This window comes from Streptomyces sp. OR43, from assembly GCF_008042275.1.
In the GTDB taxonomy this organism is placed as follows: Bacteria; Actinomycetota; Actinomycetes; order Streptomycetales; family Streptomycetaceae; genus Streptomyces.
The window spans coordinates 4,008,481-4,034,228 of sequence record NZ_RDBK01000043.1 but is presented as its reverse complement, the minus strand read 5'-3'; the positions used below and the strand labels follow the sequence as shown (position 1 = coordinate 4,034,228).

Below are 25,748 nucleotides of genomic sequence, written 5' to 3'. Positions count from 1 at the left end.
TGGCCGAACGCACCGACCGGAAAACGACCCGCAACCTCACGCTTGCGGCCGTCGTCCTGGTCGCCGGAGCCTGCGTCATCGGCTTCCGCTCCACCGACGCCACCACCCTGGAGTGGCTCGCCGCCTTCGGGCTCCTGGTCCTCTTCGCCACCGCGTTCACCTGGATCGCCGTCGGTATGGGCCTCATCAGCCCCAACGCCGAAGCCGCCAGCAACAACGCCCTGCCCATGATCCTGCTGCCCCTCCTCTCCAGCGCCTTCATCCCCGTCGACACCATGCCCGGCTGGTTCCAGCCGATCGCCGAGTACCAGCCCTTCACCCCCGCCATCGAAACCCTCCGCGGCCTCCTCCTCGGCACCGAGATCGGCCACAACGGCTGGCTCACCCTCGCCTGGTGCCTCGCCCTCACCGTCCTCGGCTACTTCTGGTCCACCGCCAAGTTCAACAACGACCCGAAGTAGTTCCGGGCTGCGGCTCGAAGACCGGGCCGTGCCCCGGAGCGGCGTACGCCGCTCCGGGGCACGGCCGTCGCGCGTGGGCGGCCAGGGCCTTTCGTCCGGTCAGTCGCATCGTCCACTGCCGCTGTAGCAGGGCGAGTAGCCGGCGCTCGGGGTGGGCGCGGGGCCGGGGTGCGACTGTTCGTACTCGTGCTGGGTGAGCACCAACATCATCACGACGGCGCCGGCCGTCAGGAGTTGCAGGACCGCCGTCCACGGGGAGCGGGCCAGCGCCGCGAGCGCGAAGAGGACGAGTACGGCGACGAGGAAGTGCTGCATGAACGCGATGCTCGCCAGATCCGCCTCGTCGATGTCCTCCTGCCTCCCCTGGGCGGCCCAGCCCTCCAACCCGTAGCCGAACATCGTCCATCCGAAGACCAGGGCCTCGACGATGAGCAGCATGACGGCCGTGGCGATGTCCGTACCGCGGGACGTGGTGTTCGACCAGGGCCACCTGCGCCGGGCCGGACGCGCGCGAAGCTCATGAGTCATGACCCCATGCTGCCGAACCGGCCACCGGTGCACGTGAGTACGCACACTCATTCGACGTCATGGGGTTCCGGCGGCGCGGGCAGGAGGGTGTGGTGGTGTTCCGTTTCCCGGAGCGGCCGTTGCGGGTCTTCGTCAGCAGTGTCAACTCCGCGCAAGGAGACGGTCGGTGAGGTCACGCAGCCGACGCGCTGCCGTGGGGTCGAAGTCCCGGGTGCCGACCGGGATGCGACGGCCCTCGACGTATGCGCTGAGTGCCTCGGCCGGAGGGCTGTCGATGGCCTCGATGATCGGCGGCAGCGCGGCCTCGACGGGCTTCGCGTGCCGTTGCATCGACCTGATGTGGGGCAGTGTGCCGGCGTCGTACTCGCCGGAGAAGCCGGTGGCCGTGACGCCGGGATGGATCAGTACGTAGCGGATCCCGGCGGGTCCGTGCTGTTCGGCGTAGCTGACGCCCAGCAGGTCGTTGAGCTTTCCGCCCTGGCCGAGCGCAGCCCCGCCGTGGTACCCGCTGCTGAGCTGGAGATCGTCCCACCGGACCAGTTCGAGTCCGGCTCCCGGACCGGCCACGTTGACGACCACCGGATGCTCCGCCCGGGAGAGCGGCCGGGTGAGCGCCTGGCCGAGCAGGTGACGGCTCAGGTAGAAGAGCGCGAAGTTCTCCTCGTAGCCCTCGCTGGTCTCCGTGCGGTGGGAACGATAGTGACGGGCGCAGAGGACGAGCGCGTCGAGCACCGGGAAGGCGGCGCGGATCTCCTCGGCGGCACGGGAGGTCTCGGCGAGGAGGCTGAGGTCGGCCGTGACGAAGAAGGCCCGTTCGCCGGCGCCCGACGCCCTCGCGGTGTCCAGGAAGTGGCGGCCCTTTTCGGGGTTCCGGCCGATGACGACGACCGTGTCACCCCGCCCCAGACACACCTGGGCGAGTGCCTTGCCGATGCCGTCGGTTCCTCCGGCGATGACCAGGGTCGTCACGTGCGTCCTCCCAGCGCGGGGGCGGACGAGGAGGTCTCCTCCGCCGGACTTCCGCCGGCCGTGGGCCCCGGGTGCGCCGTCTCCACGGCGCGCGCCGATGCGGGCCGGCCGGGCAGCAGAGCCGACGCCGCCGGCACGAGGACGAGCACGACCGACGCGGTCCAGTATGCGGCGTGGAAGCGCGGACCGGGTCCCCGTCGCCCACGGTCCGCATCACGAGCGCGACGACCGTGATGCCGATCGAGGCCCCGAGCTGGTCGAGCGGGGAGAGCACCGCACTTCCCTGCGGGACAGGTATCCGGGCAGGGTGCGGTGGAGCGACGGGATCGTGGGTGCGCCGACCGCTCCGAGACCCACGCCGATGGGGAACGCGGCGATCGCCGGCCACACTTCGGACGTGCCGGCGCCGATACGGGTGAAGGCGAACGCGCTCAGCAGCGCGAGGACGGCGCCCGCCTGAACGAGGCGCCGTGAACCGACCCGGCCCGGAAGGCGTCCGGCCACCGGCTTGGACAGGGCGGAGCCGATGACGAGCGGGCGAGCAGCAGGGCGGCCTCGACCGGCGTTCACGGCCGTGCCTTCCCGGTCCGCATGTCATCGGCGGCCGGGGTGTCCGTGCCCGGCCCGTCACCGGCGCGGTCCCGTGCGCTCCGGCCCGCGCGCAGGCAGAGGGCGGCGATACCCGTACCGAGTGAGGCGAGCCCGCCGACGACGAACGCGCTCCGGGCGCCCCTGGTCTCGGCGAGGTACCCCACGGCGAGGGCGCCGAGCGGGGTGGAGCCCTGGAGGACGAGGGTGTACAGCGCGAGGACCCGGCCCCGGTAGAGCGGATCGCTGCCCAGCTGGATGCGGTGGTTCACGGCCTGGGCGAAGTAGACGGAGGCGCCGCCCGTGAGGAAGAGCAGGGCCAGGGCGGCCGGGAAGGAAGCAGCCCAGCCGACCGCGGCCTCCAGCGCCCCGAAGGCGAGGGCCGAGACGGTCACCAGCCGGGCCGAGGGGCGTGAGGTGCGGGCCGTCGTGAGGAACGCGGCGGTGAGCGAGCCCGCCGCGAAGACCGTGGTGAGCAGGCCGAAGGCGGAGGCGTCGGTGTGGAAGACGGTCCGGGCGAGCAACGGCAGCGTGAGCTGGAAGTTGAGACCGAACAGACCGATGCCGGCGATCATGGCGAACGGGATGAGGAGATCGGGGCGCCCACGCACGTACCGGAGCCCGTCGACGACGCGCACACGCCCCGTGCCCCGCGCCGTGCGGTAGAGCTCGTCGGGGCGGATCCGGCGCAGGGCGACGACGGTGGCGAGGTAGCTGAAGGCGTTGACGACCATGACCCAGCCCGTTCCGAGAACGGTGAGGAGGAGGCCGGCCGCGGCGGGGCCGACGACACGGGCGACGCTGAAGTAGGCGGCGCTCAGGGCCGAGGCGTTGGGCAGGAGCCCGACGGGCACCAGCTCACCGACGAAGGCCATCCGGGTGGGGACCTCGACGGCGTTGACCAGTCCGAGGCAGAACGCGAAGACGTAGACCTCCCCCGGGCCGGCCGTGCCCGTGAGGACGGACGTGGCCAGGAGGAGCGCGAGCAGGCCCGACAGGAGGTTGGCGGCGAGCAGCAGGACCCGTTTGTCGTACCGGTCGGCCAGCCTTCCGCCGTGGAGGGTGAGGAGCAGCATCGGGGTGAACTGCAGGGCGGTGACGGTGCCGAGGGCCGTCGCCGAGTTCCCGGTCAGTTCCAGGACGAGCCAGTCCTGGGCGACCACCATCATCCAGGTGCCCGCCGCCGAGACGACCTGGCCTGCCGCGAACTGCCGGAAGTTGCGGATCCCGAGGGCCCGGAAGGGCCGGGCCCGGGTGTCGGCGGTCACCGTGCGGCAGAGGGCGCGCCGTCGTCGAGGCACTCGTCGAGGAAGGCCAGGGCCCGCAGGTGGTACGCCCTGGCGGCACGGCCCAGGCTGATGTTGTGCCCGGCTCCGGCGAGCCGGTCGACGAGGACCCGGGGCGCCGCCGAGAGCTGTGCGGCGAGATCGGTGAGGTCGGCGTCGCTCTGGCACCACCAGGCCTCGTGCTCGGCGAAGGTGAAGCGCACCGGCACGCCCACGCGCGGCAGCAGGCGGGTGGCCAGCCCGCTCCACTCCTGCGCGGAGGCGATCTCCCGGTCGGGCATCGGGGCGACGACGGTCGCTGCCTCACGGAAGGTCCCGTCCGGGTAGAGCCCCAGCGGGCCCCAGTTGAGCCGGCGCGTTCCGGTGCGCGCCCCGTGGTTCAGGACGGTCGCGGAGGCGGCCGGCCGGTGCCCGCAGCCGGAGATGTCCAGGCCGACGAAGGCGTCGGACGGTGCGTCGGCGGCGAGGGCCAGGGCGAGTTTGCCGCCGAAGGAATGGGCGAGCAGGAACAGGGGACCGGACACGTGGCGGTCCTGTGCGTCGGCGAGCGCGGAGCGGACCGTCGCCGCCTGGTCCAGGAGGTGCTGTCCGGTGGGCAGGTGCGGGGCCGAGGCGCCGTAGCCGGGCCGGTCGAGCGCGAGCACGGCGTAGCCGAGGCGGGCGCCGAGCGTCAGCAGGGAGACGTCCGGATGCGCCTGCCCGTCGAAGTATCCGGCGCTCATCCCGCCGCCGTGCAGGGCGACGACGGTCGCGCGTGGCGGATGTCCGTCGGCGGGTTCGCTCAGCAGCCCGGACAGCGGGATCCCGCCGGTGGCTTCGAGGGTGATCCTGCGGACTCCCGGTGACAGACCGCCTGGTGCGGGGTTTTCCCGCGCAGGGTGTGCCGTCGTCGTCAGCATCGCGCGTCCCCGTTTCTCTTCCGCCCGCCTCGGGCGCGGTCCTTCCAGCATCGGGGGCGACTGCGGAACGGGACAAGGCGTGCCGGGTCAAGGCTCCTTCAGATCTCCGTCTCCGCAGCGTCGGAGAACGCACAGGCACCGGTCAGGAAACCGTCACGGACCGGCCGTCACAGGGCCTGTGCCCCTCTCCGCCGGGAGGGGCACACCCGTGGGGGCGGATTCCGGGGGCTTCGCCCGCACGGGTGAGGAGGACGCTCCGCCAGGACCTCATGGCGCGGAACCACGGCACGAGGCAGCCGCCCTCCTCCGGCACGGCGCCCCGGGCCGCCACCGCGATGCGCCCGCCGGATCCGGCCGGGCAGGACCGGGTCCGGGTCGGAACCGGTGGCCGGCGGACGCCTCCGGCGCAATCGGCACGGCAGCCGGCTGCCCGTACGGTCCGGACGATTTCGACGGCCTCGACGACCTGGACGACCTGGGCGAGAGGTCCTAGGCCACCGCGCCCCGCGCGGCCAGCAGTTCGGAGACCCGGTCCAGCGGCAGCGCCGGGACGTGGTGGCCGGCCCGGCCGGTCATCGCGTGCGCGCCCGTGAGCACGTTGAGGACCGCTTCCTCCACCGACTCGACGACCGCACCGTAGAAGGGGTCCATCCGGCCCCAGGGCACGAAGCGCATCGACTCGTACGGGGCGCTGCCGTCGTCCTCCGGGAACGTACTGGTCAGGGCGCCCTCGTTGGCCGTGGAGAAGGCCAGGAAGATGTCACCGGAGAAGTGGCTGCCGGTGGTGCCGGTACGGGCGAGGCCCAGGGTCGCCCGCCGTGCCAGCGCCTCGCACTGGCCGGGCAGCAGGGGTGCGTCCGTGGCCACCACCACGATCACCGAGCCCGCGCCGGGCGGGACCTGGCGCGCACCGTCGGGCTCGGGCTCGGGCCCGGGCCCGTCGGGCAGTTCGCGGCCCACCGGGACGCCGGCCACCACCAGTTCGCGCCGTGCGCCGAAGTTGGCCTGCACGAAGGCGCCCACGGTGTACCGGTCCTGGCCGTACTCCACGACCCGCGAGGCGGTCCCCGAGCCGCCCTTGAAGCCGTAGCAGCGCATGCCCGTACCGCCGCCGACGCATCCCTCCTCGACGGGTCCGGAGGCCGCCGCCTCGATGGCCTCGGCCGCGTGGCGGGACTGCACGGCCGAGCCGTGGATGTCGTTGAGGTGGCCGTCCCAGGTCTCGGTGACCACCGGCAGCAGCCATTCGGGCGCCATGTCGCGGCGGTTGGTCCGTACCCACTCGACGACGCCCCGGTGCACCGGGCCGACCGCGTAGGTGTTGGTGATGAGCACCGGAACGGCGAGGGATCCGCTCTCCTCGATCCAGGCGGTGCCGGTCATCTCGCCGTTGCCGTTGAACGAGTGCAGGCCGGCCGCGCAGGGCAGGCCCACTCCGTCCCTGCCGCGCGGGAGGAGCGCGGTGACTCCGGTGCGTACGTCGTCGCCCTCGCGGAGGGTCACGTACCCGACCTCGACGCCGGGAACGTCCGTGATCGCGTTCCACGGCCCCGGTTCGCCGGTCAGCGGTATGCCCAGTTCCCGCGCCCTCATACGGTGGTCGTCCACAGCTTCCTCCTGCGTGCCGTCGTCCTTCATGCGCCCAGAGGCTACGTGATCATGCGCGGCCGGGGCAGGGGGCTGGGGCCGAGCGGGCACGGCTCCCCGACGCGTTGTCAGAGCCATGTGCTGGACTTCGTCCATGACGACAACGGGGGCATCGACGGACACGGACATCGGCGGCGCGGGGCGGCCGGCGGCCGGCGCGGAGGCGGGGCACACGGCCCGGACCCGGGGGCGGGTGCACTCGGCGCCGTTCCGGGCGACCGAGCGCTCGGCCGTCGCGGCGATCGATCTGCTGCGGCGGCTGGCGGCGGACGGAGGCGGGGGCCGGGCGCCGGTCCCGCGCGATCCCGAGGTCGTCCGCTTCCTCGGTGCCACACACCGCACCCACTGGCCGGCGGCCACCGGATGTCCCGACTGGCTGACGGAGTCCTGGGCGGCCTGCGGATTCCCCGAGCGCGACCCCCAGGGCCCACGCCCGGAACGCCTGCCGGACCGGGCGGAGGTCCTGGAGCAGCTGCGGTTCGAGACGGACCGCACAAGCCGCGGCCTGACCGGCAGCAGGAAGGCCGCGTCCCTCGCGACCTGGCTCTCCCCGTTCTACCTGGGCGGCATCGTCACGGCGGCCGACGTCCTGGAGGTGCTGCCGGCCCGTCTGTCGATGCCGGTCCGGGTGCACTGGCAGGCGAACCGTGTCCGTCACGCCTTCGAACGCGAGTTGCGCACCGTGCTGACCGGCGCGCTGGGCACCGATCCGCAGGCCTGGCTCAGGCTTCTGACAGCGGTGGAGAGGACCTGCCGCCCCACGTCGGACCGGCCGGACATCACCTGGCCGCAGCTGCTCGAACTGGCCGGGTCGCTCGAGCCCGATCCCGGCGTCCTGCTGCCCACGCGCGACCTGGAGGACGAGCGGACCTTCGTCCGCCGGGGCCGCAGGAAGCCGGCGTCCGACGAGTTGTTCGACGCGACGTGGTGGTGGCCGTCCGGCGAGGTGCTGCGGCGGGCGGAGAGCACGGTCCTCGACCGCGTCATGCCCGCGCTGCCCGACGGCACGGGCGTCCTGCTCGCCCAGTACCTGGTCGCCGTGCGCCACGGCACTCCTCCCGGCGTGCTGCGGTATCTGATGGACGCCGGTGACCGCGAGGCACTGCTCGTCCTGGCCCGCGGGATGGATCTGGACGGACGGACCGCCGTGCCCCTGCTCGCGCGGGGCGATCAGGACATCCATCTGAGCGTGGTGAACACCTGGGCCCGGGTGACCCCGGACCAACGGCACCAGGCCCTCACGGACCCGGCCGTGGATCTCGCGCCGCGGGTGGCGGAGATCTCCTCCCTCGTCCACCACGAATGCCTCCAGGCGCGGGAACCGGAGCTGATCGAGGCGGCGTTCGCCGGGCSGGGCCGGAAGAAGTTCAAGGTCCAGGAACACCTGACGGGCTGTCTGGCCCTGCTGCGTGCGGGTGGCCCCGCCCGGCTGACCGCGCTCCTGGCCACGGGCCGGGTCTCCCCCGCCGTCGGCCGTATCTGTGCCAAGGCACTCACGGCCCCCGACCCGCGGGCCGCCCTCCGGACGCGTGCGCAGCGGGAGTTCACCACGCCGAAGCTGGTGGCGCGGCTGCGCCGGGTGAGCCGGAGCTCCGGTGCCACGGACACGGCGCAGCTGATGCTGCTCTTCGACGGCTGGGGGGCCGACTGGCCGTATCTGGAGGCGGAGCACGCGCGCGAGCCGTTCGCGCACTGGCCCCAGATCGTCAACCGCCCGTCGACGCCCTCGGAGGTCCTGGCCAGGCATACCGGGGCGGCTGCCCTGGACCACCAGCGCGGCCGGACCGTGTGCCGGAGCGACGACCCGGTGATCGCCCGCGGAATCCTGAGGAACGGCATCAGCTACAGCAGCACGCCCGACGGTGCCATCGACCGGCTCGACCGGATGCTGAACGAGGGCGTGATCACCGCCGACGACCTGGTCCGGGTCGCCGGCCAGGGGCCGTGCGTCCTGCGGTACCTGGGCGATGCCCGTCACCGGGCGGACGCGCCCGAGGCGGTGGCCGAAGCCCTGGCCCGCGTCGCGGTGCTGGTGCGCCGTCATCTGCCGGTCGAGGACGAAGCGGCCTGGCACCGCCTGTACGCACGGCTCGCCGCCCAGTCCCCGCACCCGCTGCAGGAAGGCACGATCGAGGCGGTCCTGACGGCGGGCGCCGAGGACGGGTAGCCGCGCGGGCACGGTCCTGAGCCTCCGTCATCCCCCGCCGGTCTCACCCGTTCGGACCGCGCCCGGTCGCCTCCGCGCCCCGGCCGTCCGACGATCGGGATTCGGTCGATCGAGGGGAGAGGTCCGGTCATGGACCCACAGGACGGTTACGACTGGCAGCCGCAGCGGACCGGATACGTACCGCCGCAGCACCGGCCGCGGACCCAGGGCCCCCGCGTCGACGCGGGGAAGCTGTGGGCGGGCGGCGCGATGACGGCCCTGGTCGCCGCGCTCACCGCCGTGGTCGGTCTGCTGCTGATCCGGGGTGTGCTCGGGATCCCCGTGTTCGCGCCGGAGGGTGACGGTGCGATGGGCGACGCGTCGACGGGGGTGCTGGCCATGGGTGCGGCGTTCGCCGCCCTGGTGGCCACGGCCCTGCTGCACCTGCTGATGCTGGCGACGCCGCAGCCGGGCACCTTCTTCGTGTGGATCGTCACGCTCGCCACCGCCGTCATGGTGCTGCTGCCCTTCACCACGTCCGCCGCGCCGGCTGCCAGGATCGGCTCGGCGGCGCTGTATCTCGTCATCGGGATCGCCATCGGTTCCCTGCTGTCCGCCGCCGGCCGCAGCGCGACGCGCCAGGACTTCTGACCGCGAGCGGGGAGGCTCCGCGTCAGCTCTCCTCGGTGAGCTGCTCGTCCAGTTCGTCGAAGAGCAGCTCACCGTGGTCGATCTGGCCCGTGCGGTACGCGGAGCGGGCGACCAGGTGTGCGGCCACCGGTCCGGTCATCAGCTGGAAGAAGCCGATCAGCGCCAGCGTCGCGAGGTCCATGCCGCTGCGCAGCCGCAGCGCGACTCCCGCCAGCACCAGCAGCATGCCGAGCGACTGCGGTTTGGTCGCGGCATGGCTGCGGGACAGGACGTCCGGCAGTCGCAGCATGCCGATGACGCCGAGCAGACAGATGGCCGCGCCGATCAGCAGCAGGACCGCACCCGCCGTGTCCACGATCTGGAGCCAGCTGCTCATGGCGCCTCCTTGCCGGTCCGCGGCTCGCCGTCGGTACGCGCCCGGCCCGGCGGGCGGTCGCGCACCGCGATGAAGCGGGCGATGCCGACCGAACCGGTGAAGCCGAGGAAGGCCAGCACCAGCATGATCGGGAAGTAGAACGGATCCCGCGCGAAGGCGGACTTGGCGCCGAGCCCGCAGATGATGAGGGCGGCACAGACATCGAGCGAGAGCGCCCTGTCCAGCATCGAGGGGCCGCGCCAGATACGGAACAGCAGGCCCGCTCCGGCGACGACGATCAGGACGACGGATGCGGTCAACAGCACCCGGTCGACGGTCTCCGGCACACTCATGCGCCCTCCTCCTGGTCTCCCGGCCGCTCGCCGGGGTGCGGGGGCGGGCCGGCGACCCGGTCGATCTCGTCGCGGGTGCCGAAGGCCCGCACGGTCAGCTCCTCCATGCGCCAGACGGAACGCCGGGCCGCGTCCAGTTCGGCGGGCCGGTCCGCGTCGAGGACGTGCACGAAGACGGTGGCGGTGGCGCGGCGCACCTCGACGATCGATCCGCCCGGCACGTTCGACACCGCGACGGCGGTCGCGGTGAGCATCAGGTCCGAGCGGCAGCGCAGCGGGACGGCGATGACGGCGGCCCGGTGCGGGCGGTCCGCGAAGATCTGCCGGGTGACCTTCACGCCGGAGGTGTACATGTCGTAGAGCAGATAGGTGACCAGCCGAAGGATGCCCCAGGGGTGCAGTCGCAGCCCCAGATCGACCTGCGGCAGGGGGAACGCCAGACAGACGGCCACCGCGACCACGACGCCGGTCAGCACGTTCGCCCAGTTCAGGCTGGACCAGAGCATCACCCAGATGACGGTGAGCCAGGCGATCAGCGGGAGGTCGAGCACACGTGGCCGGCGGCCGCCGAACTCGCAGCTGAACGGGGGCAGGTTCTTGTTCCGGTAGGGGAACGTGATCAGGCGTTTCACCGGCCGAGCACCGCCTCGATGTAGGGGACGCGCGCGATGAGCTCGGCGGCCGAGCGGTCGGTGTACGAGGTGAGCGGACCGGCGAACACCGTGAAGGCGAGGCCGAGCGCGACCGTCGCCGCGGTGGCCCAGGTCATCGGGCGCGGGAGCCTGGTCGTGGTCGTGACGGCGTGGCCGTGCAGCGTGGCCGCGACCGCGCGTCCGGCCGGCTCGTGGCGGGGGCGTACTCCTTCGTCACCGGTGCCGGGCATCCGGTCGGGGCCCTCGTCGGTGTCGTCGTCGCTGTCGTCGTCGGACTCCAGGACCGTGCCGTCCGCGGCCTGGCCGGGAGGCGCCGTCCGCCAGAACGCCAGGTTCCAGACCTTGGCCATCACGTACAGCGTGAGCAGGCTCGTCGCGGTCGACCCGATGACGAGGATCCAGGCCCAGACGCTGCCGTCGGCGACACCGGCGCGCATGAGTCCGAGCTTGCCGATGAAGCCGGAGAGCGGGGGGATGCCGGCCAGGTTCATCGCGGGCACGAAGAACAGGACGGCGAGCAGCGGGGCGGCCCTGGCGATGCCGCCGAGCCGGGTCAGCTCGGTGGTGCCGCCCCGCCGCTCGATCAGTCCGGCCACCAGGAACAGCGTGGTCTGGACGGTGATGTGGTGGACGACGTAGACGATCGCGCCGCCGTACGCCTCCCGGGTGGCGAGGCCGATACCGAAGACCATGTAGCCGATGTGGCTGATGAGGGTGAAGGAGAGCAGCCGCTTCAGGTCGGTCTGGGCGACGGCGCCGAGCATGCCGACTGTCATCGAGGCGAGCGCCGCGGCCATCAGCAGGTCGCCGAGCCGGTTGCCGGGGAAGAGCAGGGTCTCGGTGCGCAGCATGCAGTAGACGCCGACCTTGGTGAGGAGTCCGGCGAAGACCGCGGTGACGGGGGCCGGCGCGGTCGGGTAGGAGTCGGGGAGCCAGGCCGCGAGCGGGAACACGGCGGCCTTGATGGCGAAGACGGTCAGCAGCATGGCCTGGATCAGGGTCTGGACGCCCAGCGGGAGTTCGCCGAGCCGGCCGGCCAGCTGGGCGAAGTTGGCGGTGCCGGTGGCCGCGTACGTCATGGCGATGGCGGTGAGGAAGAGCATCGAGGAGAAGAGGGAGATGATCACGTAGGTGGAGCCCGCCCGGATCCGGGGGCCTGTGCCGCCGAGCGTGAGCAGGACGAAGCTGGCGACGAGCATGATCTCGAAGCCGACGTACAGGTTGACGAGGTCGCCGGCGAGGAAGGTGCAGGAGACCCCGGCGACGAGGATCAGGTAGGCGGGGTGGAAGACGGCGACCGGTGTCTCCTCGTCCCGGTCGGCCATGCCCTGGCCGAGGGAGTAGACGAGGACGCAGAGGGTGACCGCCGAGGAGACGGTCAGCATGAGTCCGGAGAGCCGGTCGGCGACCAGGGTGATGCCGAGCGGCGGCGCGAAGTCGCCGAGATGCACGCTGAGCGGGCCGTTCGTATCGGCCGCGATCATCAGGGCGACCGAGAGCCCCAGTACGGCGGTGAGGACGGCGACGCTGATGAAGCGCTGGAACTGTTTGAGCCGGGTACCGAAGGCGAGGCTCAGGCCGGTGGCGCAGAGCGGCAGCAGCACCGGCAGCGGGACGAGTGCGTTCACCCGGTGTCTCCTCGGTTCGCGTCGTCGGGGGTGGTCGGGGTCTCGGGCGCCTTCGCCGGCGGCGGTGCCCCATAGTCCTCCGGGTCCGCTCCCAGGACGTCGTGCCACAGGTCCCCGCTCGCGTCCCGGCCGCGGGCCTGGAGGGCGCGGTCGGCCCGCAGTCTGGCCCGCAGACGGCGGCGCTCCTCGCGGTAGCGGCGGCGGGCCTCGGCGCTGGGTTCGGCCTCGGCCCGGTACTGCTCGCGCAGTTCGTCGCGCTCCCCCAGTACTTCGGCGCGCAGCACGATGCGCCGGTCCTCGTCGTCGTCGTGCACCTCGTCCGTGCCGGTCAGCTGGTGGGCGCGGTAGGCCATGGCGAGGAGGAACGCGGTGGTGGCCAGCGTGATGACGATGGCGGTGAGGGCGATGGCCTGGGGCAGCGGGTCGGTGACCCGGCCCAGTTCGACGCCGTAGAGGAGGGGTTCGCGGCCGGCCGATCCGGTGGCGGCCAGGACGAGCAGGTTGATGCCGTTGCCCGCGATGACCGCGCCCAGCAGGATCCGGGTGAGGGGGCGGGTGAGCATGAGGATGCCGCCGACCGCGCACAGCACCGCGGCGGTGGCGAGGAGCGAGGCGCTGACGGTCACGGGGCGGTGCCTCCCGTCTCGGGAGCGGCCGGTCCTGGCGCCGGTCCGGTCCTGGCCGCCTGTACGGCCGCCGCCCGCTCGATCTGCCGGTCGACCTTGGCGCCGAGGGCCCGCACGATGTCCAGCACCACGCCCAGGACCAGCAGGTAGACCCCGCAGTCGAAGATCACCGGGGTGCCGAAGTGGTAGTCGCCGATCAGGGGCAGGTGGCCGTGGTGGGTCCAGGCGTGCAGGACGGTGCCGTCCGCGAGGCCCAGGAGCGCCACTCCGGTGGACACGAACAGGCCGAGGCCGGTGAAGAGCCCGGGCTGCAGGGGCGCGGCCTCGGCGAGTTCGAAGCGGCCGCCCGCCAGGTAGCGGGTGATCAGCGCGACCCCGGCGACGAGTCCGGCGACGAATCCGCCGCCGGGCATGTTCTCGGCGCAGAACAGCAAATAGACCGAGAGCACCAGGATCGGGTGGAACAGCAGCCGTGCCACGACCTCGAAGACGAGGGAGCGGTGCTCGGGTGCGAGTGTGGAGCCGGCCGCCAGCCAGTCGCGCTCCGGGGCGCCTTCGTCGCCGTGCGGAACTCCCGTCAGCGGGGGTGTGGACACCGACCAGGCGGTGTGCCGCCCCGCCTCCGGGGGCGCGGGATCGCCCTCGGCGCGGCGGTGCAGGTAGATCAGGCTCGTCACGCCGATCGCGGCGGCGGCCAGGACGGCGGACTCCCCCATCGTGTCCCAGGCCCGCAGGTCCACCAGGATGGTGGCCACCACGTCCTTGAGACCGTGGTGCGCGGTCTCCTCGACCATGGCGGCTCCGGCGGGCTCCGCGGTACGCGCGGCCGCCGCGACCCACACCACGACGCTCAGGGTGGCCGCCGCCGCCAGCGCCACCGGAATCCGGACGGCCCGCCGCCAGCTGCTCATCGACTCCTGGAAGTGCACCGGCATCCGCCGCAGCACCAGCACGAACACGATCATCGACACGGTCTCCACGCAGAACTGCGTCAGCGCCAGGTCCGGGGCGCCCTGGACGACGAAGAGCAGCGCGGCCCCGTATCCGGTGAGCCCGGCCAGCACCACGGCCTTCATGCGCCGTCTGACGGTCAGACAGGACAGCGCCGCCGCACAGGTCAGCGCCGCGACGGCGCCCTGCAGCGGTACGTCCCAGAGCCGCGGTGGCGGCGCCCCGTGCCAGGGCCGGTCGACACCGAGCGCGGTGAGCTGGCCGGCGAGCATCACGAGCAGGGTGGTGGCGAGGTAGACGGACAGGGAGCCCCGCTGGACGAAGCCGGTGATCTGGAGCGAGAGCCGTTCCAGGCCCAGCAGCAGATGGCCGAAGACGCTGTCCGCGGTCGGCCAGGCGATCCGCCGGGAGAGCCTGATGACCGGGCCGCGCACGGCGAAGAGCACCGCACCGCCCGCCGTGGCGACGGCCGACAGCAGCAGCGCGGTGCCCCAGCCGTGCCAGAGCGCGAGGTGGTACGGGTGGGCGGGGGCGGGGAAGACGTCCGCGTACGCGCTCAGCAGCCGGTCGGTCCAGCCCACTCCGGGGCCCAGGACGAGCCCGCAGGCGGCGAGCAGGGCGGGCGGTGCGAGGAAGGACGGGCTGACCCCGTGGACCGGGGTGTCGGCGAGCCCCGGCTTGCGCCAGAAGGCGCCCCAGATGAACCGGACGGTGTACGCGACGGTCAGCATCGAGCCCGCCACCGTGACGCCCAGCGCCCAGCGGTCCGCCGTGTCGCCGTGCAGCAGGGCGTCGAACGCGGCCTCCTTGGCGGCGAAGCCGAGCAGCGGGGGCAGTGCGGCCATGGAGGCGGCGGCGGTCACGGCGACGGCGCAGACGTACGGCAGCGACCGTCCGACGCCGGAGAGCCTGCGCAGGTCGCGGGTGCCGGCCGCGTGGTCGACGATTCCGGTGACGAGGAACAGCGGTGCCTTGAACAGGGCGTGACCGAGGATCATGACCGCGGCGGCCAGCGCCGCGTCCCGGTTGCCGACGCCCGCGAGCAGGGTGAGGAAGCCGAGCTGGCTGACGGTGCCGTAGGCGAGGACGAGCTTCAGGTCGTTGAGCCGCAGGGCCCGCCAGCCGCCCAGCAGCATCGTCGCGGCGCCGAGGACCATCACGACGGGCCGCCAGACGGGGACGTCGGCGAAGCCGGGGGCGAGCCGGGCGACGAGGTAGACGCCGGCCTTGACCATGGCCGCGGCGTGCAGGTACGCGCTGACGGGGGTGGGTGCCGCCATGGCGTTCGGGAGCCAGAGGCTGAACGGCCAGATCGCCGATTTCGACAGGGCCCCGCACAGGATCAGCACGACGGCCACGGAGACGGCGACGCTCGTCCGCGGCGGGTCGGCGAGGATCTCCGAGATCCGATAGGTGCCCGCTGCCTGACCGAAAATCAGGAAGCCCAGGAGCATGGCGAGTCCGCCGAGGGTGGTGACGGTGAGCGCCTGGAGGGCGGAGCGGCGGCTGTGCCGTTGCTCGCTGTCGAAGCCGATCAGCAGGTAGGAGAAGACCGTGGTCAGCTCCCAGAAGACGTAGAGCGTGATCAGGTCGTCGCTGAGGACGAGGGCGAGCATGGCCCCGGCGAAGGCGAGCAGGTTCCCGGCGAATCCGGCCAGTTGCGGGGTGTCGTCCCCGAAGTACGAGGCGCAGTAGAGCAGGACGAGCGTGCCGACGCCCGCCGCGAGCAGCACCATGAGTTCGGCGAGGGCGTCCAGGCGCAGGGCGACGGAGACGTCGTAGGCGGGGATCCAGTTCCACGACCAGGTGACCGAGGCGCCGGAGGCGGCCGTGTCCCACTGGGTGAACGCCCAGCACGTGGTTGCGGCCGGGGGCAGCGCGAGAACCACGAAGGCGCGCGCGCCCAGCCACCGCACCAGCGGGCGCGCGCACGCGGCGAGGACGAAGTGGCAGATGACGAGCGCGGTCATACGGCCGGCACGGCGGGCGGGGTCACAGAACAGACAAAGAGCACTAAGTACAGATATATCCCCGGCCGCGCTTCACCCGTACGGCGCGCCGCACGGACGGCGACGGGCCGTCATCCCGCATCGCGGAAGCTCTCCGAACCAATGCCTCCGCTTCGCGGGGCCGCTGTCGTAACGTCACTTTCCGGACAGCTCCGCGCGTTGATGGTGTTTCTGTGGGTGATCGGTGATGCACATGTGAGCCCGCTTCCTTTCCTTTTTTGCAGTGTGACTAATATCTATCTGTCGAAGTTTCCAACGGATTTGGCCAGTCGCGAGGCTGGCATCATCGTCAAGGAGCATGCCCTGCGCACGCGCGCGTCAAGGCGGAGCGACTCGACCACAATGTCGCTGCGGACGGCCCTGCTCGTACTGGCCATCGTCCCCGGTGTAGCACTGGCCGCCCTCTGGGCCGTCACCAGTGGTCAGACTCTGCTCGACTTCCAAAGGCAAGCGGCCCAGGGGCTGTTGGCCCAGAAGGCCGGCCAGCCGTCCAACATCGTGTACTACAACCTGCAGGAGGAGCGACGGCTGAGCGCCGAAGCTCTGGCCCGCCCCGGAGGTGCCACCGATGCGCTGCGCAAGCAGCGCAAGCTGACCGACGAAGCGATCACCAGCTTCCAGTCCCTCTCGGACATCGCCACCGACGACGCCCCCGGCGAGGTCCGGGACGCGGTCGCCCAGGCCCGTACGGCGATCACCCAACTCCCGGCCCAGCGCACCCTCGTCGACGAGGGGGACAACGACCAGCAGAAGGCCGTGTACGGCTACTACACGGAACTGATCGCGGTCGACATGAAGCTCTTCACCGCGCTCAGCCATGTGGACAACGGCGAGATCACCACGCTCTCGCAACCGCTCGTCGACCTGTTCTGGGCCAAGGAGATGATCTCGCGCTCGGACGCCCTGCTGGCCCGCGGCTGGTCCAGGGGCAAGCTGAGCACGGGCGACCTCCAGCAGGTCCGCGAGGCCGTTTCCGGCCAGTCCTTCCAGTACGCCAACAAGGTCGCCCCTTACCTGCCGGCGGACGAGCGGGCCATGTGGGACGAGATCTCCGGCAGTTCGGCCTGGAAGACCAAGACCAGGGTGGAGAACCAGGTCCTGCGGCCCGCCGATCCCGACAGCGCCGGCTTCGTCAAGCTCGGCGTCGACGAGAAGACCTGGCGCGGCGCGATGGACGAGCTCACGCCCCAGCTGATGAAGCTGATGGAGCACCGCACCGACCTGGTCGTCGCGAACGGCAAGGACAGTGTCCTCTCCCTGCTGATCAGGGTCGCCATCACCACGGTCGTCGGCCTCCTCGCCGTCATCGCCGTCATCTGGATCACCTGGCGCCTCACCCGTAACCTGCGCCGCCGGATCGGCCGGCTCCAGGAGCGGGCCGAGGAACTGGAGAAGACGCTGCCCGACGTCGTGGAGCGTCTCGGCAAGGGCGAGCGCATCGATGTCGAGGCCGAGGCCCGTGCCATCGGTCACGACCGCAAGGAAGGCAGCAAGGCCGACGAGCTGACCCAGCTCGGCGCCGCTCTCGACCTGGCCCGTACCAGCGCGCTGCAGGCGGCCGTCAAACAGGCCGACCAGCACCGCGGCTTCGAACGGCTGCTGCAGCGCATCGCGCGCCGCACCCAGCAGTTGATCGGCCAGCAGCTGAAGAAGCTGGACGAGCTGGAGCGCAAGCACGAGGACCCCGAGGTGCTCGACGGCCTCTTCGACCTCGACCACCTCACCGCCCGCCTCCGGCGCTACGAGGAGAACCTCGTGATCCTCGCCGGCGGCTCCCCGCACCGGCGCTGGCGCAAGCCCGTACCGCTGCTCGACGTCATGCGCTCCGCCCAGGGCGAGGTGCAGGACTACCAGCGCGTGGTGCTGGACCTGGACGGCGCTCCCTGGCTCGCGGAGCGGGCCGTCGGCCCGGTCTCCCATGTGCTGGCGGAGCTGATCGAGAACGCCCTCACCTTCTCCAAGCCGCCCAGCCCCGTCGAGGTCAGGGCGGCCCGGGTCAGCCGGGGCCTGGCCATCGAGGTCGAGGACCGCGGGCTCGGCATGGAGGAGGACCAGCTCGCCGACGCCAACGAGCTGATGAGCAGGCCGCCCCGGATGGACGTGCTGGCACACGCCGACGACATCCGGCTCGGTCTGTACGTGATCGCGCGCCTCGCCGACCAGCACGGCCTGCGGGTCGAGTTCCGCCAGTCGGCCTTCGGCGGCACCCGGGTCGTCCTGCTCGTCCCCGAGGCGCTCACCGTCCCCGGACCGCACTCCGGTCCGGTGGCCGTCCCGTCCCCCGAGGAGACGGGCGCCGCACCGGCCCCGGAACCCGCACCCACGCGGGACGCCGACGCACTGCCCAGCCGCGGCCGCGGCCAGGCGCTCGCCGGGGTCACCGCTCTGCACGCCTCGGGCGCGCCGTTCGAGACCACCGGCGCGCCCTACACGGTGGCGGACGAGCCCTTCCCCGACCGGGAGGAGCAGCCGCAGCCGGCCACCGCCGACGCCCCGTTCGGTGAACCGGTGACCCCGTACACCCCGTACGCCGACAGCACGCCGGGGAGTGCGCAGGGAGGCCCGTACGGCCACGACGTGCCCGCGTCCCCGTACGGCGCCACGGACGGGAGCAGCCCGTACGGCAGCCCGGCCGACAGCGCGTTCGGCGCGTCCCACCAGGACACGTACGCCCATGCCGAGCAGCCGTACATGAAGGCCGAGGGCCAGTACCCGGTACCGCACCAGCCCTACCAGACGCCCGAGGAGCCGTACATGACTCCGCACCAGCCGTATCTGGGTCCGTACGCGGCGGGCGTMCCCGGCCCGGCCGGCTTCCCGGTGCCCGGGCCCCGGCAGCCGGAACCGGCCGCCGGGCACCCGGGACGGCTCCCGGTGGCCGAACCCGACCATCCGGCTCCCCCGGCGGCGGGTACGACCGGCCGCGAGAGCGGGCCGGGACGGCCCGCTCTGCCGGCCTCACCCGCCGCGGAGCCCCCGCTGCCGCGCCGGGTACGCCAGGCAAGCCTCGTGGACGAACTGCGGGTCACACCGGCCTCGCCCGCCGCGTCCGCGACGGCGAGCCGGCCGGCCAACCCGCAGTCCCGTCCGGCCCCGCGCCGCGCCGGGGCTGCCATCGGAGCCTTCCAGCGCCGGTCCCGCGCCGCCCGCGCGACCGACGAGCCGCCGACGCAGCCCGACCCCCCTGCCCCCCTCCCCACGAGAGAAGAACGGTCATGACACGCACTACCGCCACTCACCAGGACCTCGACTGGCTGCTCGACGGTCTGGTGGACTCGGTGGCCGAGACCCTGAACGCCGTGCTGCTGTCCGACGACGGTCTGGTGGTGAGCCACTCGCGCACCGTCGAGCGGTCCGACGCCGAGCGGCTGGCGGCCATCTGCACCGGCCAGCAGAGCCTGGCCCGCGGTGTGGGCCAGCTCTTCAACGGCGGCGACGTACACCAGGTGATCGTCGAGCTGTCGGACCTGTGGCTCTTCATCATCTCCGCGGCCCAGGGCACGCACCTGGCCGTCGTCGCCTCCCAGGAGGTGGATGCCGAGATCATGTCGCTGGCCATGCACAACCTCGTCCAACAGGTCGGCCAGAAGCTCAGCACCCCGGTGCGGGGCGACTTCAACGCCTTCGGCGGCGGGGACGGGCCGCTCGCGTGACCCCGCACTGGGAGGACGAGGAGACGGAGGAGGACGGTGCGGGCACGATGGTGCGCCCGTACACCATCACCCGTGGCCGGACCGCTCCCGAGCGGGACGACTTCACCCTCATCACCGTGCTGACGACCGCGCACGACCCGCGGGACGGGCACGGCGCGGCAGTCCATCCGGGCAGGCTCCAGCCGGAGCACCGGATGATCCTGGAGCGCTGTCGGCGTCCCGCCGCGGTCGCCGAGGTCTCGGCGGACCTCAACCTCCCGGTCTCGGTGACCAAGATCCTGCTGGCGGACCTGGTCGCCCAGGGCCTGCTGCTCGCCCGCGCGCCCCTTTCGGTGGCCCGGGCGGCCGGCGGTGCCGACATGGGGATGCTGGCCGCCCTTCGTGACGGACTCGGGAGACTCTGAGCCAAGATGACCATCAGTCAGGCGGCCCCCGCCGCCGTGAAAATCCTCGTCGCCGGTGGTTTCGGCGTCGGCAAGACCACCCTCGTGGGCGCGGTCAGCGAGGTCGCGCCCCTGCGCACCGAGGAGTTCCTGACCAAGGCCAGCATCGGCGTCGACGACCTGGCCGGTGTCGGACAGAAGGACACGACCACCGTGGCCCTGGACTTCGGCCGGATCACGGTCAGTCCGGAGCTCGTCGTCTATCTGTTCGGCACCCCGGGCCAGGAACGTTTCTGGTTCATGTGGAACGACCTGGTCAACGGAGCGCTCGGCGGCGTCGTCATCGCCGACACGCGCCGGCTGGAGACCAGCTTCGCCTCGATCGACTTCTTCGAGAGCCGGGACATCCCGTTCGTCGTGGCGATCAACTGCTTCCACGGTCACAACAGCCGTACCCCGGACGAGATCAGAGCGGCTCTCGACCTCGATCCGCATGTCCCCCTGCTGGTCGGCGACGTACGCGAGCGGTCGTTCGGCCGTGACGTGCTGCTGGCCCTCGTGGACCACCTGATGAGCCTGCCCGTCGCGGCCGGCTGATCACCTCCCCCGACACTTCGCACTTTTCCCCCACTGGAGGGAACCGATATGGCAACACCCCTGCGCGTCCTGATCCACGGCGGCGGCATCGGCGGGCTGACGCTCGCCACCGCCCTGGCCCGGCGCGGTCACACGGTCGAGGTCGTGGAACTCCGCGACGAGCTGGAGGCCCTGGGCGTCGGCATCATCCAGCCGTCCAACGCCCTGCACGTCATGCGGGAGATCGGGGTCCTCGACGACTGCCTCAAGGCGGGCTTCGAGTGGGAGATCCTGACCATCGCCGACCCGGCCGGCAACACCCTGGCCGAGATCCCGCAGCCCCGGATGGGCGACGCCCCGTCCAACAACGGCATCCCGCGCCCCGCGCTCTCCCGGATCCTCGGCACGGCGGCCACGGCGGCCGGTGCGACGATCCGCTTCGGCGCGACCATCGCCGAGCTCGCCGACGACGGCGAGGGCGTGGACGTCACCCTGTCCGACGGCTCGGCCGCGCGCTGGGACCTGGTCGTCGGTTTCGACGGCATCGGCTCGCCGCTGCGCACCCGGCTGTACGGCGACCGCTACGTCCCCCAGTACACCGGCTTCGCCAACTGGCGGGTCACCGTGCCCCGTCAGGAGCAGGTCAAGGGCGTCGTCATGGGCAGCGCGGGCCAGGCCGCCAAGGCACTGCTCACCCCGATCACGGACGAGCTGATGTACCTGGGTGCGGTGTTCGCCGAGCCCGAGGACTTCCGGCCCGACGCGGAGAAGGCGCACGAGCAGCTCAAGGAGCGGCTGCCGATGTTCTCCGGCCCGGTCGCCGAGGCGCTCGCCGCCGTCACCGGACCGGAGGCCGTGGTGTACTCGCGGATCTCCCAGGTGACCGTCGAGGAGCCGTGGCACGTCGGCCGGGTGGTGCTGGCCGGTGACGCCGCGCACGCGAGCACCCCGCACCTCGCGCAGGGCGCGGCGATGGCCGTCGAGGACGCGCTGGTGCTGGCCGAGGCGCTGGACGCCGAGGCCGGCGTCGCGGCGGCGCTCGACGCCTGGGAGGCCCGTCGGCGCCCCCGCGCGATGTGGGTGCAGTCCCTGTCGCACGCCGTGCTCAAGCAGGAGACGGGCGGGGAGACGACGCCCGAGGAGGACGAGCTGCTGAAGGTCGGCATCCCGGGTGCGGCGCACGTGCTGGTGCAGCCGTACTGAGACACCGTCCGGGCCGAACGCCCCGTACGGCCCGGATTCCCGGGCCCGTACGGGGCGTTCGCGCTGTCAGGGCAGGACCGCCACCCCGTCGATCTCGACCAGGGCCTGTTCGTCCCAGAGCCGCACCGCCCCGATGACCGCCATCGCCGGGTAGTCGCGGCCCGCCAGCCGCCGCCAGATCCGGCCCAGTTCGGCGGCGTTCGCCCGGTAGTCGGCGACATCGGTGGCGTAGACCGTGACCCGTGCCAGGTCGCCGGGGGCGCCCCCGGCCGCGCGCAGGGCGCCGAGCAGGTTGGTGAGCGCGGCGGCGAACTGCTCGGGCAGGGTGTTTCCCACGATGTCGCCCCGCTGGTCCAGGGCGGTCTGCCCGGCGAGGAAGACCAGTTGGCTCCCGGTGGCGGTGACCGCGTGCGAGAAGCCGGCGGGCGGGGAGAGTTCGGCGGGGTTGATCCGGTGGATCGGGCTCATGCGGACGGCTCCCGGTTCGCGTACAGCTCCTTGGCGATGATGGTGCGCTGCACCTCGCTGGCACCCTCGTAGATGCGCGGGGCGCGGACCTCGCGGTAGAGGTGTTCGAGCAGATGGCCGCGGCGCAGGGCGCGGGCACCGTGCAGCTGGACGGCGGTGTCCACGACGTACTGCGCGGTCTCGGTGGCGTACAGCTTCGCCATGGCGGCCCGCCGCGGGACGCCCGCTTCCCCCGCGTCGTACGCGGCGGCGGCCGCGTAGACGAGGAGCCGGGCGGCCTCGGTGCGGGTGGCCATCTCCGCGACCTGGTGGGAGACGGCCTGAAGGCCGCTCAGCGGTCCGCCGAACGCGGTGCGGGTGGCGGTGTGTTCCACGGTGGCGTCGAGCGCGGCCCGGGCCATGCCGAGGGCGAAGGCGCCGACGCTGGGCCGGAAGAGGTTGAGGGTGTTCATGGCGACCCGGAAGCCCCGGTCCGGTTCGCCGAGTACGTCGTCCGGGGTGACCGGGACTCCGTCGAAGCGGAGCGTGCCGATCGGGTGCGGGGAGAACATGTCCAGCGGGGTGCCGCTCAGGCCGGGGCGGTCGGCGGGGACCAGGAACGCGGTGACGCCCCGCGCTCCGGCGCCCTGCGTCGTCCGGGCGAAGACGGTGTAGAAGTCCGCCTCCGGGGCGTTGGAGATCCAGCACTTCTCGCCGGTCAGCCGCCAGCCGTCCGGCGCGTGCGCGGCGTCCAGGGCCAGGGCCGCCGCGTCGGAACCGGCCCCGGGCTCGCTGAGCGCGAAGGCGGCGACGGCGCGGCCGGCGCGGACCTCGGGGAGCCAGCGCTCGCGGTGGGCGGGGGTGCCCGCCTGCACGATCGGGTACGTCCCGAGACCCTGGAGCGCCAGGGCAGTCTCGGCCTCCGTGCAGCCGCGGGCGAGCGATTCGCGCAGCAGGCACAGATCGAGCGCGCCGGAGCCGAGCAGCCGGTCCAGCAGCCCGAGCTCGCCGAGCGCCGCCACCAGCGGGCGGTTGACGTGCCCCGGCTCGCCCTTCTCCGCGAGCGGGCGCAGCCGTTCCTCGGCCAGGGTGCGCAGCTCCTCGCACCAGGCGGTCTGTGCCGGATCGAGCGAGAATGCCGTCATACCGGCGCCTCTCTGGTCGAAGTCCCGTCGGAAACCGTGTGTTTTATCGCGCACCGTTGACTACCGTCACCCAAACGATACGCTCCAAGGGCGACAAGGGGGCGATCCTTCGTGGAACCGAATACCTCAGCGCACATCGACAGCTTCGCCAGGGAACATCTGCCGCCCGCCGACCAGTGGCCGGAACTGGTCTTCGACCTGCCCGAGCTGCACTATCCGGACCGGCTCAACTGCGCCGCCGAGCTCCTGGACCGTACGGCCGAGGGCTTCGGGCCCGGCCGGCCCGCCTTCCGTACGCCCGACGGCACGGTGCTGAGCTACGGGGAGCTGCGGGACCTGGTCGACCGGATCGCCCATGTCCTCACCTCGGACCTGGGGGTCGTGCCCGGCAACCGGGTGCTGCTGCGCGGCCCCACCACACCGCACCTCGCCGCCTGCTGGCTGGCGGTGCTGAAGGCCGGCGCGGTCGCCGTCACCGTACTGGCCCAGCAGCGGGCGGCGGAACTCGCCACGATCTGCTCGATCGCCCGCGTCAGTCATGCGCTGTGCGATGTCCGGACCGTCGACGACCTGGTGAAGGCCGACGTGCCCGGGCTGCGGATCACGGCGTACGGCGGCGACGCACCCGACGACCTGCTGCGGCTGGCCACGGCCCGGCCGGGCCCCTACCGGGCCGTGGACACCGCGGCGGACGACGTGGCACTGATCGCGTTCACCTCGGGGACCACCGGGCGCCCCAAGGGCTGTATGCATCTGCACCGCGATGTGCTGGCCATCGCGGACACCTTCTCCCGGCACGTCCTGCGGCCGGTGCCCGACGACGTCTTCGCCGGCAGTCCGCCGCTGGGTTTCACCTTCGGGCTCGGCGGTCTGGTCGTCTTCCCGCTGCGGGCCGGCGCGTCGGCCCTGCTGCTGGAACAGGCGGGCCCCAAGCAACTGCTGCCCGCCCTGGCCGCACACCGGGTCTCGGTGCTGTTCACCGCCCCGACCGCCTACCGGGTGATGCTCGACCAGCTCGACGGGCACGACCTCTCCGCGCTCCGCCGCTGTGTGTCCGCGGGCGAGAACCTGCCCGTCGCGACCTGGCAGTCCTGGTACGAGCGCACCGGCCTGAAGATCATCAACGGCATCGGCGCCACCGAACTGCTGCACATCTTCGTCTCCGCCGCCGACGACGCCGTCCGCCCCGGCACCACCGGCGTCCCGGTCCCCGGCTGGCAGGCTCGGGTCGTGGACGCCGAAGGCGAACCGGTGCCGGACGGCCAACCCGGGCTGCTCGCGGTGCGCGGCCCGGTCGGCTGCCGCTACCTCGCCGACGACCGGCAGCGGGACTACGTCCGGCACGGCTGGAACCTCACCGGCGACACCTATGTGCGCGACGCGGACGGCTACTTCCGCTACGTGGCCCGCGCCGACGACATGATCATCTCCTCCGGCTACAACATCGCGGGCCCCGAGGTCGAGGACGCCCTGCTGCGCCACCCCGAAGTGGCGGAGGCCGCGGTGGTGGGCCGTGCGGACGAGCTGCGCGGCCGGATCGTCGCGGCGTACGTGGTGCGCCGGGAGGGCTCGGGGCTGACGGCCGACGCGCTGCGCGCCTTCATGCGCTCCGAGCTGGCCCCGCACAAATGCCCTCGCCTCATCACGTTCCTGCCCGCTCTCCCCCGTACCGCGACCGGCAAACTGCAGCGGTTCCGGCTTCGCGCGGACGATCCCGGTGCGGAGTCCGGCACACCGGGCCGAGAATGATCACATGGTCGAACCGCACACTCCCCGCTCGCTGATCGTCACGCTCTACGGTGCGTACGGCCGCACCCCGGGCGACGCCCCGATACCGGTGGCGGAACTCGTCCGGCTGCTCGGCGCCGTCGGTGTCGAGGCCCCCGCCGTACGGTCCTCCGTCTCCCGGCTGAAGCGGCGGGGCCTGCTCGTCGCGGCGCGGACGCCGGGCGGGGCCGCGGGGTACGCGCTCTCGGCCGACGCCCGCCAGCTGCTCGACGACGGGGACCGGCGGATCTACCGGCATCCGGACCCGCGCATCGAGGACGGCTGGGTGCTCGCCGTGTTCTCCGTGCCGGAGGCCGAACGCCACAAGCGGCACCTGCTGCGCTCACGGCTGTCCGGGCTCGGCTTCGGGACGGCCGCCCCCGGCGTGTGGATCGCGCCGGCCGCCCTGCACGAGGAGACCCGGCACACCCTGGAACGCCTGGACCTCACCGCGTACGTGGAGCTCTTCCGCGGCGACCACCTGGGGTTCGCGGCCACCGCGGAGTCGGTGGCGCGCTGGTGGGACCTGGACGCCGTGGCCCGGCTGCACGAGGACTTCCTGGAGCGGCACGAGCCGGTCCTGCGGTCCTGGGAGGCGCGCCCGGACGAGGCGGCCGCTCCGGAGACGGCGTACCGCGACTACCTGTTGGCGCTGGACTCCTGGCGGCAGGTGCCGTACGCGGATCCGGGGCTGCCGAAGGAGCTCCTTCCGCCGGCGTGGCCGGGCGGCAGGTCGGCGCAGGTGTTCGGGCTGCTGCACGAGCGGCTGCGGGATGCCGGTGCCGCGTTCGTCCGCGGATAACCGCGTGCCCCGGTCGCGGTAC

Annotated in this window: 24 protein-coding genes; 10 read left to right on the top strand and 14 right to left on the bottom strand. The window is 72.6% G+C overall.

What is annotated here, in order from left to right; translation table 11 throughout:
- Positions 1-461 (top strand): ABC transporter permease (locus EAO72_RS37290; RefSeq protein ID WP_148022253.1); only part of this gene is annotated, 461 nt, incomplete at its 5' end.
- A gap of 99 nt (positions 462-560) precedes the next feature.
- On the opposite strand, the gene EAO72_RS37285 is transcribed toward EAO72_RS37290, so the two are convergent.
- From EAO72_RS37285 to EAO72_RS37260, 6 genes are all read right to left on the bottom strand, one after another.
- Entirely contained in the window at positions 561-989 is a 429-nt protein-coding gene (locus EAO72_RS37285; protein WP_222724139.1) for a DUF6234 family protein, read from the bottom strand.
- Positions 990-1,130: 141 nt separating this feature from the next.
- Complete coding sequence (locus EAO72_RS37280; RefSeq protein WP_148021424.1) at positions 1,131-1,958, bottom strand: SDR family NAD(P)-dependent oxidoreductase; 828 nt, start codon at positions 1,956-1,958, stop codon at positions 1,131-1,133.
- Positions 1,959-2,171: 213 nt separating this feature from the next.
- Positions 2,172-2,528, bottom strand: a complete 357-nt coding sequence (locus tag EAO72_RS43575; RefSeq protein ID WP_261991748.1) for a hypothetical protein — start codon at positions 2,526-2,528, stop codon at positions 2,172-2,174.
- The gene (locus EAO72_RS37270; RefSeq protein ID WP_222724138.1) at positions 2,525-3,814 is read right to left on the bottom strand and encodes an MFS transporter; all 1,290 of its coding nucleotides are present in this window, start codon (positions 3,812-3,814) and stop codon (positions 2,525-2,527) included. Before EAO72_RS37270 ends, EAO72_RS43575 begins: the two co-directional genes overlap by 4 nt.
- A complete protein-coding gene (locus EAO72_RS37265) occupies positions 3,811-4,731 on the bottom strand; it encodes an alpha/beta hydrolase (protein WP_148021423.1) in 921 nt (306 codons plus the stop codon). Before EAO72_RS37265 ends, EAO72_RS37270 begins: the two co-directional genes overlap by 4 nt.
- Positions 4,732-5,220: 489 nt before the next feature.
- Entirely contained in the window at positions 5,221-6,324 is a 1,104-nt protein-coding gene (locus EAO72_RS37260; protein WP_148022250.1) for a DmpA family aminopeptidase, read from the bottom strand.
- A 148-nt stretch (positions 6,325-6,472) separates the two neighbouring features.
- Here EAO72_RS37260 and EAO72_RS37255 point away from each other — a divergent pair, with 148 nt between their 5' ends.
- Together EAO72_RS37255 and EAO72_RS37250 are read left to right on the top strand one after the other, a co-directional pair.
- A complete protein-coding gene (locus tag EAO72_RS37255; RefSeq protein ID WP_148021422.1) occupies positions 6,473-8,545 on the top strand; it encodes a hypothetical protein in 2,073 nt (690 codons plus the stop codon).
- Between the two features lie 129 nt (positions 8,546-8,674).
- Positions 8,675-9,175 (top strand): DUF6069 family protein, encoded by a 501-nt coding sequence (locus EAO72_RS37250; RefSeq protein WP_222724137.1) that lies wholly within the window; start codon positions 8,675-8,677, stop codon positions 9,173-9,175.
- A 22-nt stretch (positions 9,176-9,197) separates the two neighbouring features.
- Here the strand turns inward: EAO72_RS37250 and mnhG are convergent, their stop codons facing one another.
- The 6 genes from mnhG to EAO72_RS37220 are packed head-to-tail and all read right to left on the bottom strand — an operon-like array spanning position 9,198 to position 15,711.
- Positions 9,198-9,551, bottom strand: coding sequence for a monovalent cation/H(+) antiporter subunit G (mnhG, locus tag EAO72_RS37245; protein WP_148021421.1), 354 nt, complete (start codon positions 9,549-9,551; stop codon positions 9,198-9,200).
- A complete protein-coding gene (locus EAO72_RS37240; RefSeq protein ID WP_148021420.1) occupies positions 9,548-9,883 on the bottom strand; it encodes a monovalent cation/H+ antiporter complex subunit F in 336 nt (111 codons plus the stop codon). Before EAO72_RS37240 ends, mnhG begins: the two co-directional genes overlap by 4 nt.
- Complete coding sequence (locus EAO72_RS37235) at positions 9,880-10,515, bottom strand: Na+/H+ antiporter subunit E (RefSeq protein WP_148021419.1); 636 nt, start codon at positions 10,513-10,515, stop codon at positions 9,880-9,882. The genes EAO72_RS37240 and EAO72_RS37235 overlap by 4 nt, the downstream gene beginning before the upstream one ends.
- Complete coding sequence (locus EAO72_RS37230) at positions 10,512-12,164, bottom strand: Na+/H+ antiporter subunit D (RefSeq protein ID WP_148021418.1); 1,653 nt, start codon at positions 12,162-12,164, stop codon at positions 10,512-10,514. Before EAO72_RS37230 ends, EAO72_RS37235 begins: the two co-directional genes overlap by 4 nt.
- Positions 12,161-12,790 carry a Na(+)/H(+) antiporter subunit C gene (locus EAO72_RS37225; RefSeq protein ID WP_315986328.1) on the bottom strand — a complete coding sequence of 210 codons (630 nt, stop codon included), beginning with the start codon at positions 12,788-12,790 and terminating at the stop codon, positions 12,161-12,163. Before EAO72_RS37225 ends, EAO72_RS37230 begins: the two co-directional genes overlap by 4 nt.
- A complete protein-coding gene (locus tag EAO72_RS37220; RefSeq protein ID WP_148021417.1) occupies positions 12,787-15,711 on the bottom strand; it encodes a Na+/H+ antiporter subunit A in 2,925 nt (974 codons plus the stop codon). Before EAO72_RS37220 ends, EAO72_RS37225 begins: the two co-directional genes overlap by 4 nt.
- Before the next feature lie 381 nt (positions 15,712-16,092).
- On the opposite strand from EAO72_RS37220, the gene EAO72_RS37215 reads away from it, so the two are divergent.
- The 5 genes from EAO72_RS37215 to EAO72_RS37195 are packed head-to-tail and all read left to right on the top strand — an operon-like array spanning position 16,093 to position 21,565.
- Complete coding sequence (locus EAO72_RS37215) at positions 16,093-18,969, top strand: nitrate- and nitrite sensing domain-containing protein (protein WP_148021416.1); 2,877 nt, start codon at positions 16,093-16,095, stop codon at positions 18,967-18,969.
- Positions 18,966-19,403 (top strand): roadblock/LC7 domain-containing protein, encoded by a 438-nt coding sequence (locus EAO72_RS37210; RefSeq protein ID WP_148021415.1) that lies wholly within the window; start codon positions 18,966-18,968, stop codon positions 19,401-19,403. The genes EAO72_RS37215 and EAO72_RS37210 overlap by 4 nt, the downstream gene beginning before the upstream one ends.
- The gene (locus EAO72_RS37205) at positions 19,400-19,807 is read left to right on the top strand and encodes a DUF742 domain-containing protein (protein ID WP_148021414.1); all 408 of its coding nucleotides are present in this window, start codon (positions 19,400-19,402) and stop codon (positions 19,805-19,807) included. Before EAO72_RS37210 ends, EAO72_RS37205 begins: the two co-directional genes overlap by 4 nt.
- A 6-nt stretch (positions 19,808-19,813) precedes the next feature.
- Entirely contained in the window at positions 19,814-20,383 is a 570-nt protein-coding gene (locus EAO72_RS37200; protein WP_148021413.1) for a GTP-binding protein, read from the top strand.
- 48 nt (positions 20,384-20,431) lie between these two features.
- The gene (locus tag EAO72_RS37195; RefSeq protein WP_148021412.1) at positions 20,432-21,565 is read left to right on the top strand and encodes an FAD-dependent monooxygenase; all 1,134 of its coding nucleotides are present in this window, start codon (positions 20,432-20,434) and stop codon (positions 21,563-21,565) included.
- Positions 21,566-21,631: 66 nt separating this feature from the next.
- Here the strand turns inward: EAO72_RS37195 and EAO72_RS37190 are convergent, their stop codons facing one another.
- Together EAO72_RS37190 and EAO72_RS37185 are read right to left on the bottom strand one after the other, a co-directional pair.
- Positions 21,632-22,033, bottom strand: a complete 402-nt coding sequence (locus tag EAO72_RS37190) for a RidA family protein (protein ID WP_148021411.1) — start codon at positions 22,031-22,033, stop codon at positions 21,632-21,634.
- On the bottom strand, positions 22,030-23,157 hold the full coding sequence (locus tag EAO72_RS37185) for an acyl-CoA dehydrogenase family protein (protein WP_148021410.1): 1,128 nt from the start codon (positions 23,155-23,157) through the stop codon (positions 22,030-22,032). Before EAO72_RS37185 ends, EAO72_RS37190 begins: the two co-directional genes overlap by 4 nt.
- 111 nt (positions 23,158-23,268) lie before the next feature.
- On the opposite strand from EAO72_RS37185, the gene EAO72_RS37180 reads away from it, so the two are divergent.
- The gene (locus EAO72_RS37180; RefSeq protein WP_148021409.1) at positions 23,269-24,906 is read left to right on the top strand and encodes an AMP-binding protein; all 1,638 of its coding nucleotides are present in this window, start codon (positions 23,269-23,271) and stop codon (positions 24,904-24,906) included.
- A gap of 4 nt (positions 24,907-24,910) precedes the next feature.
- Positions 24,911-25,726 carry a PaaX family transcriptional regulator gene (locus tag EAO72_RS37175; protein WP_148021408.1) on the top strand — a complete coding sequence of 272 codons (816 nt, stop codon included), beginning with the start codon at positions 24,911-24,913 and terminating at the stop codon, positions 25,724-25,726.
- Positions 25,727-25,748 lie beyond the last annotated feature (22 nt).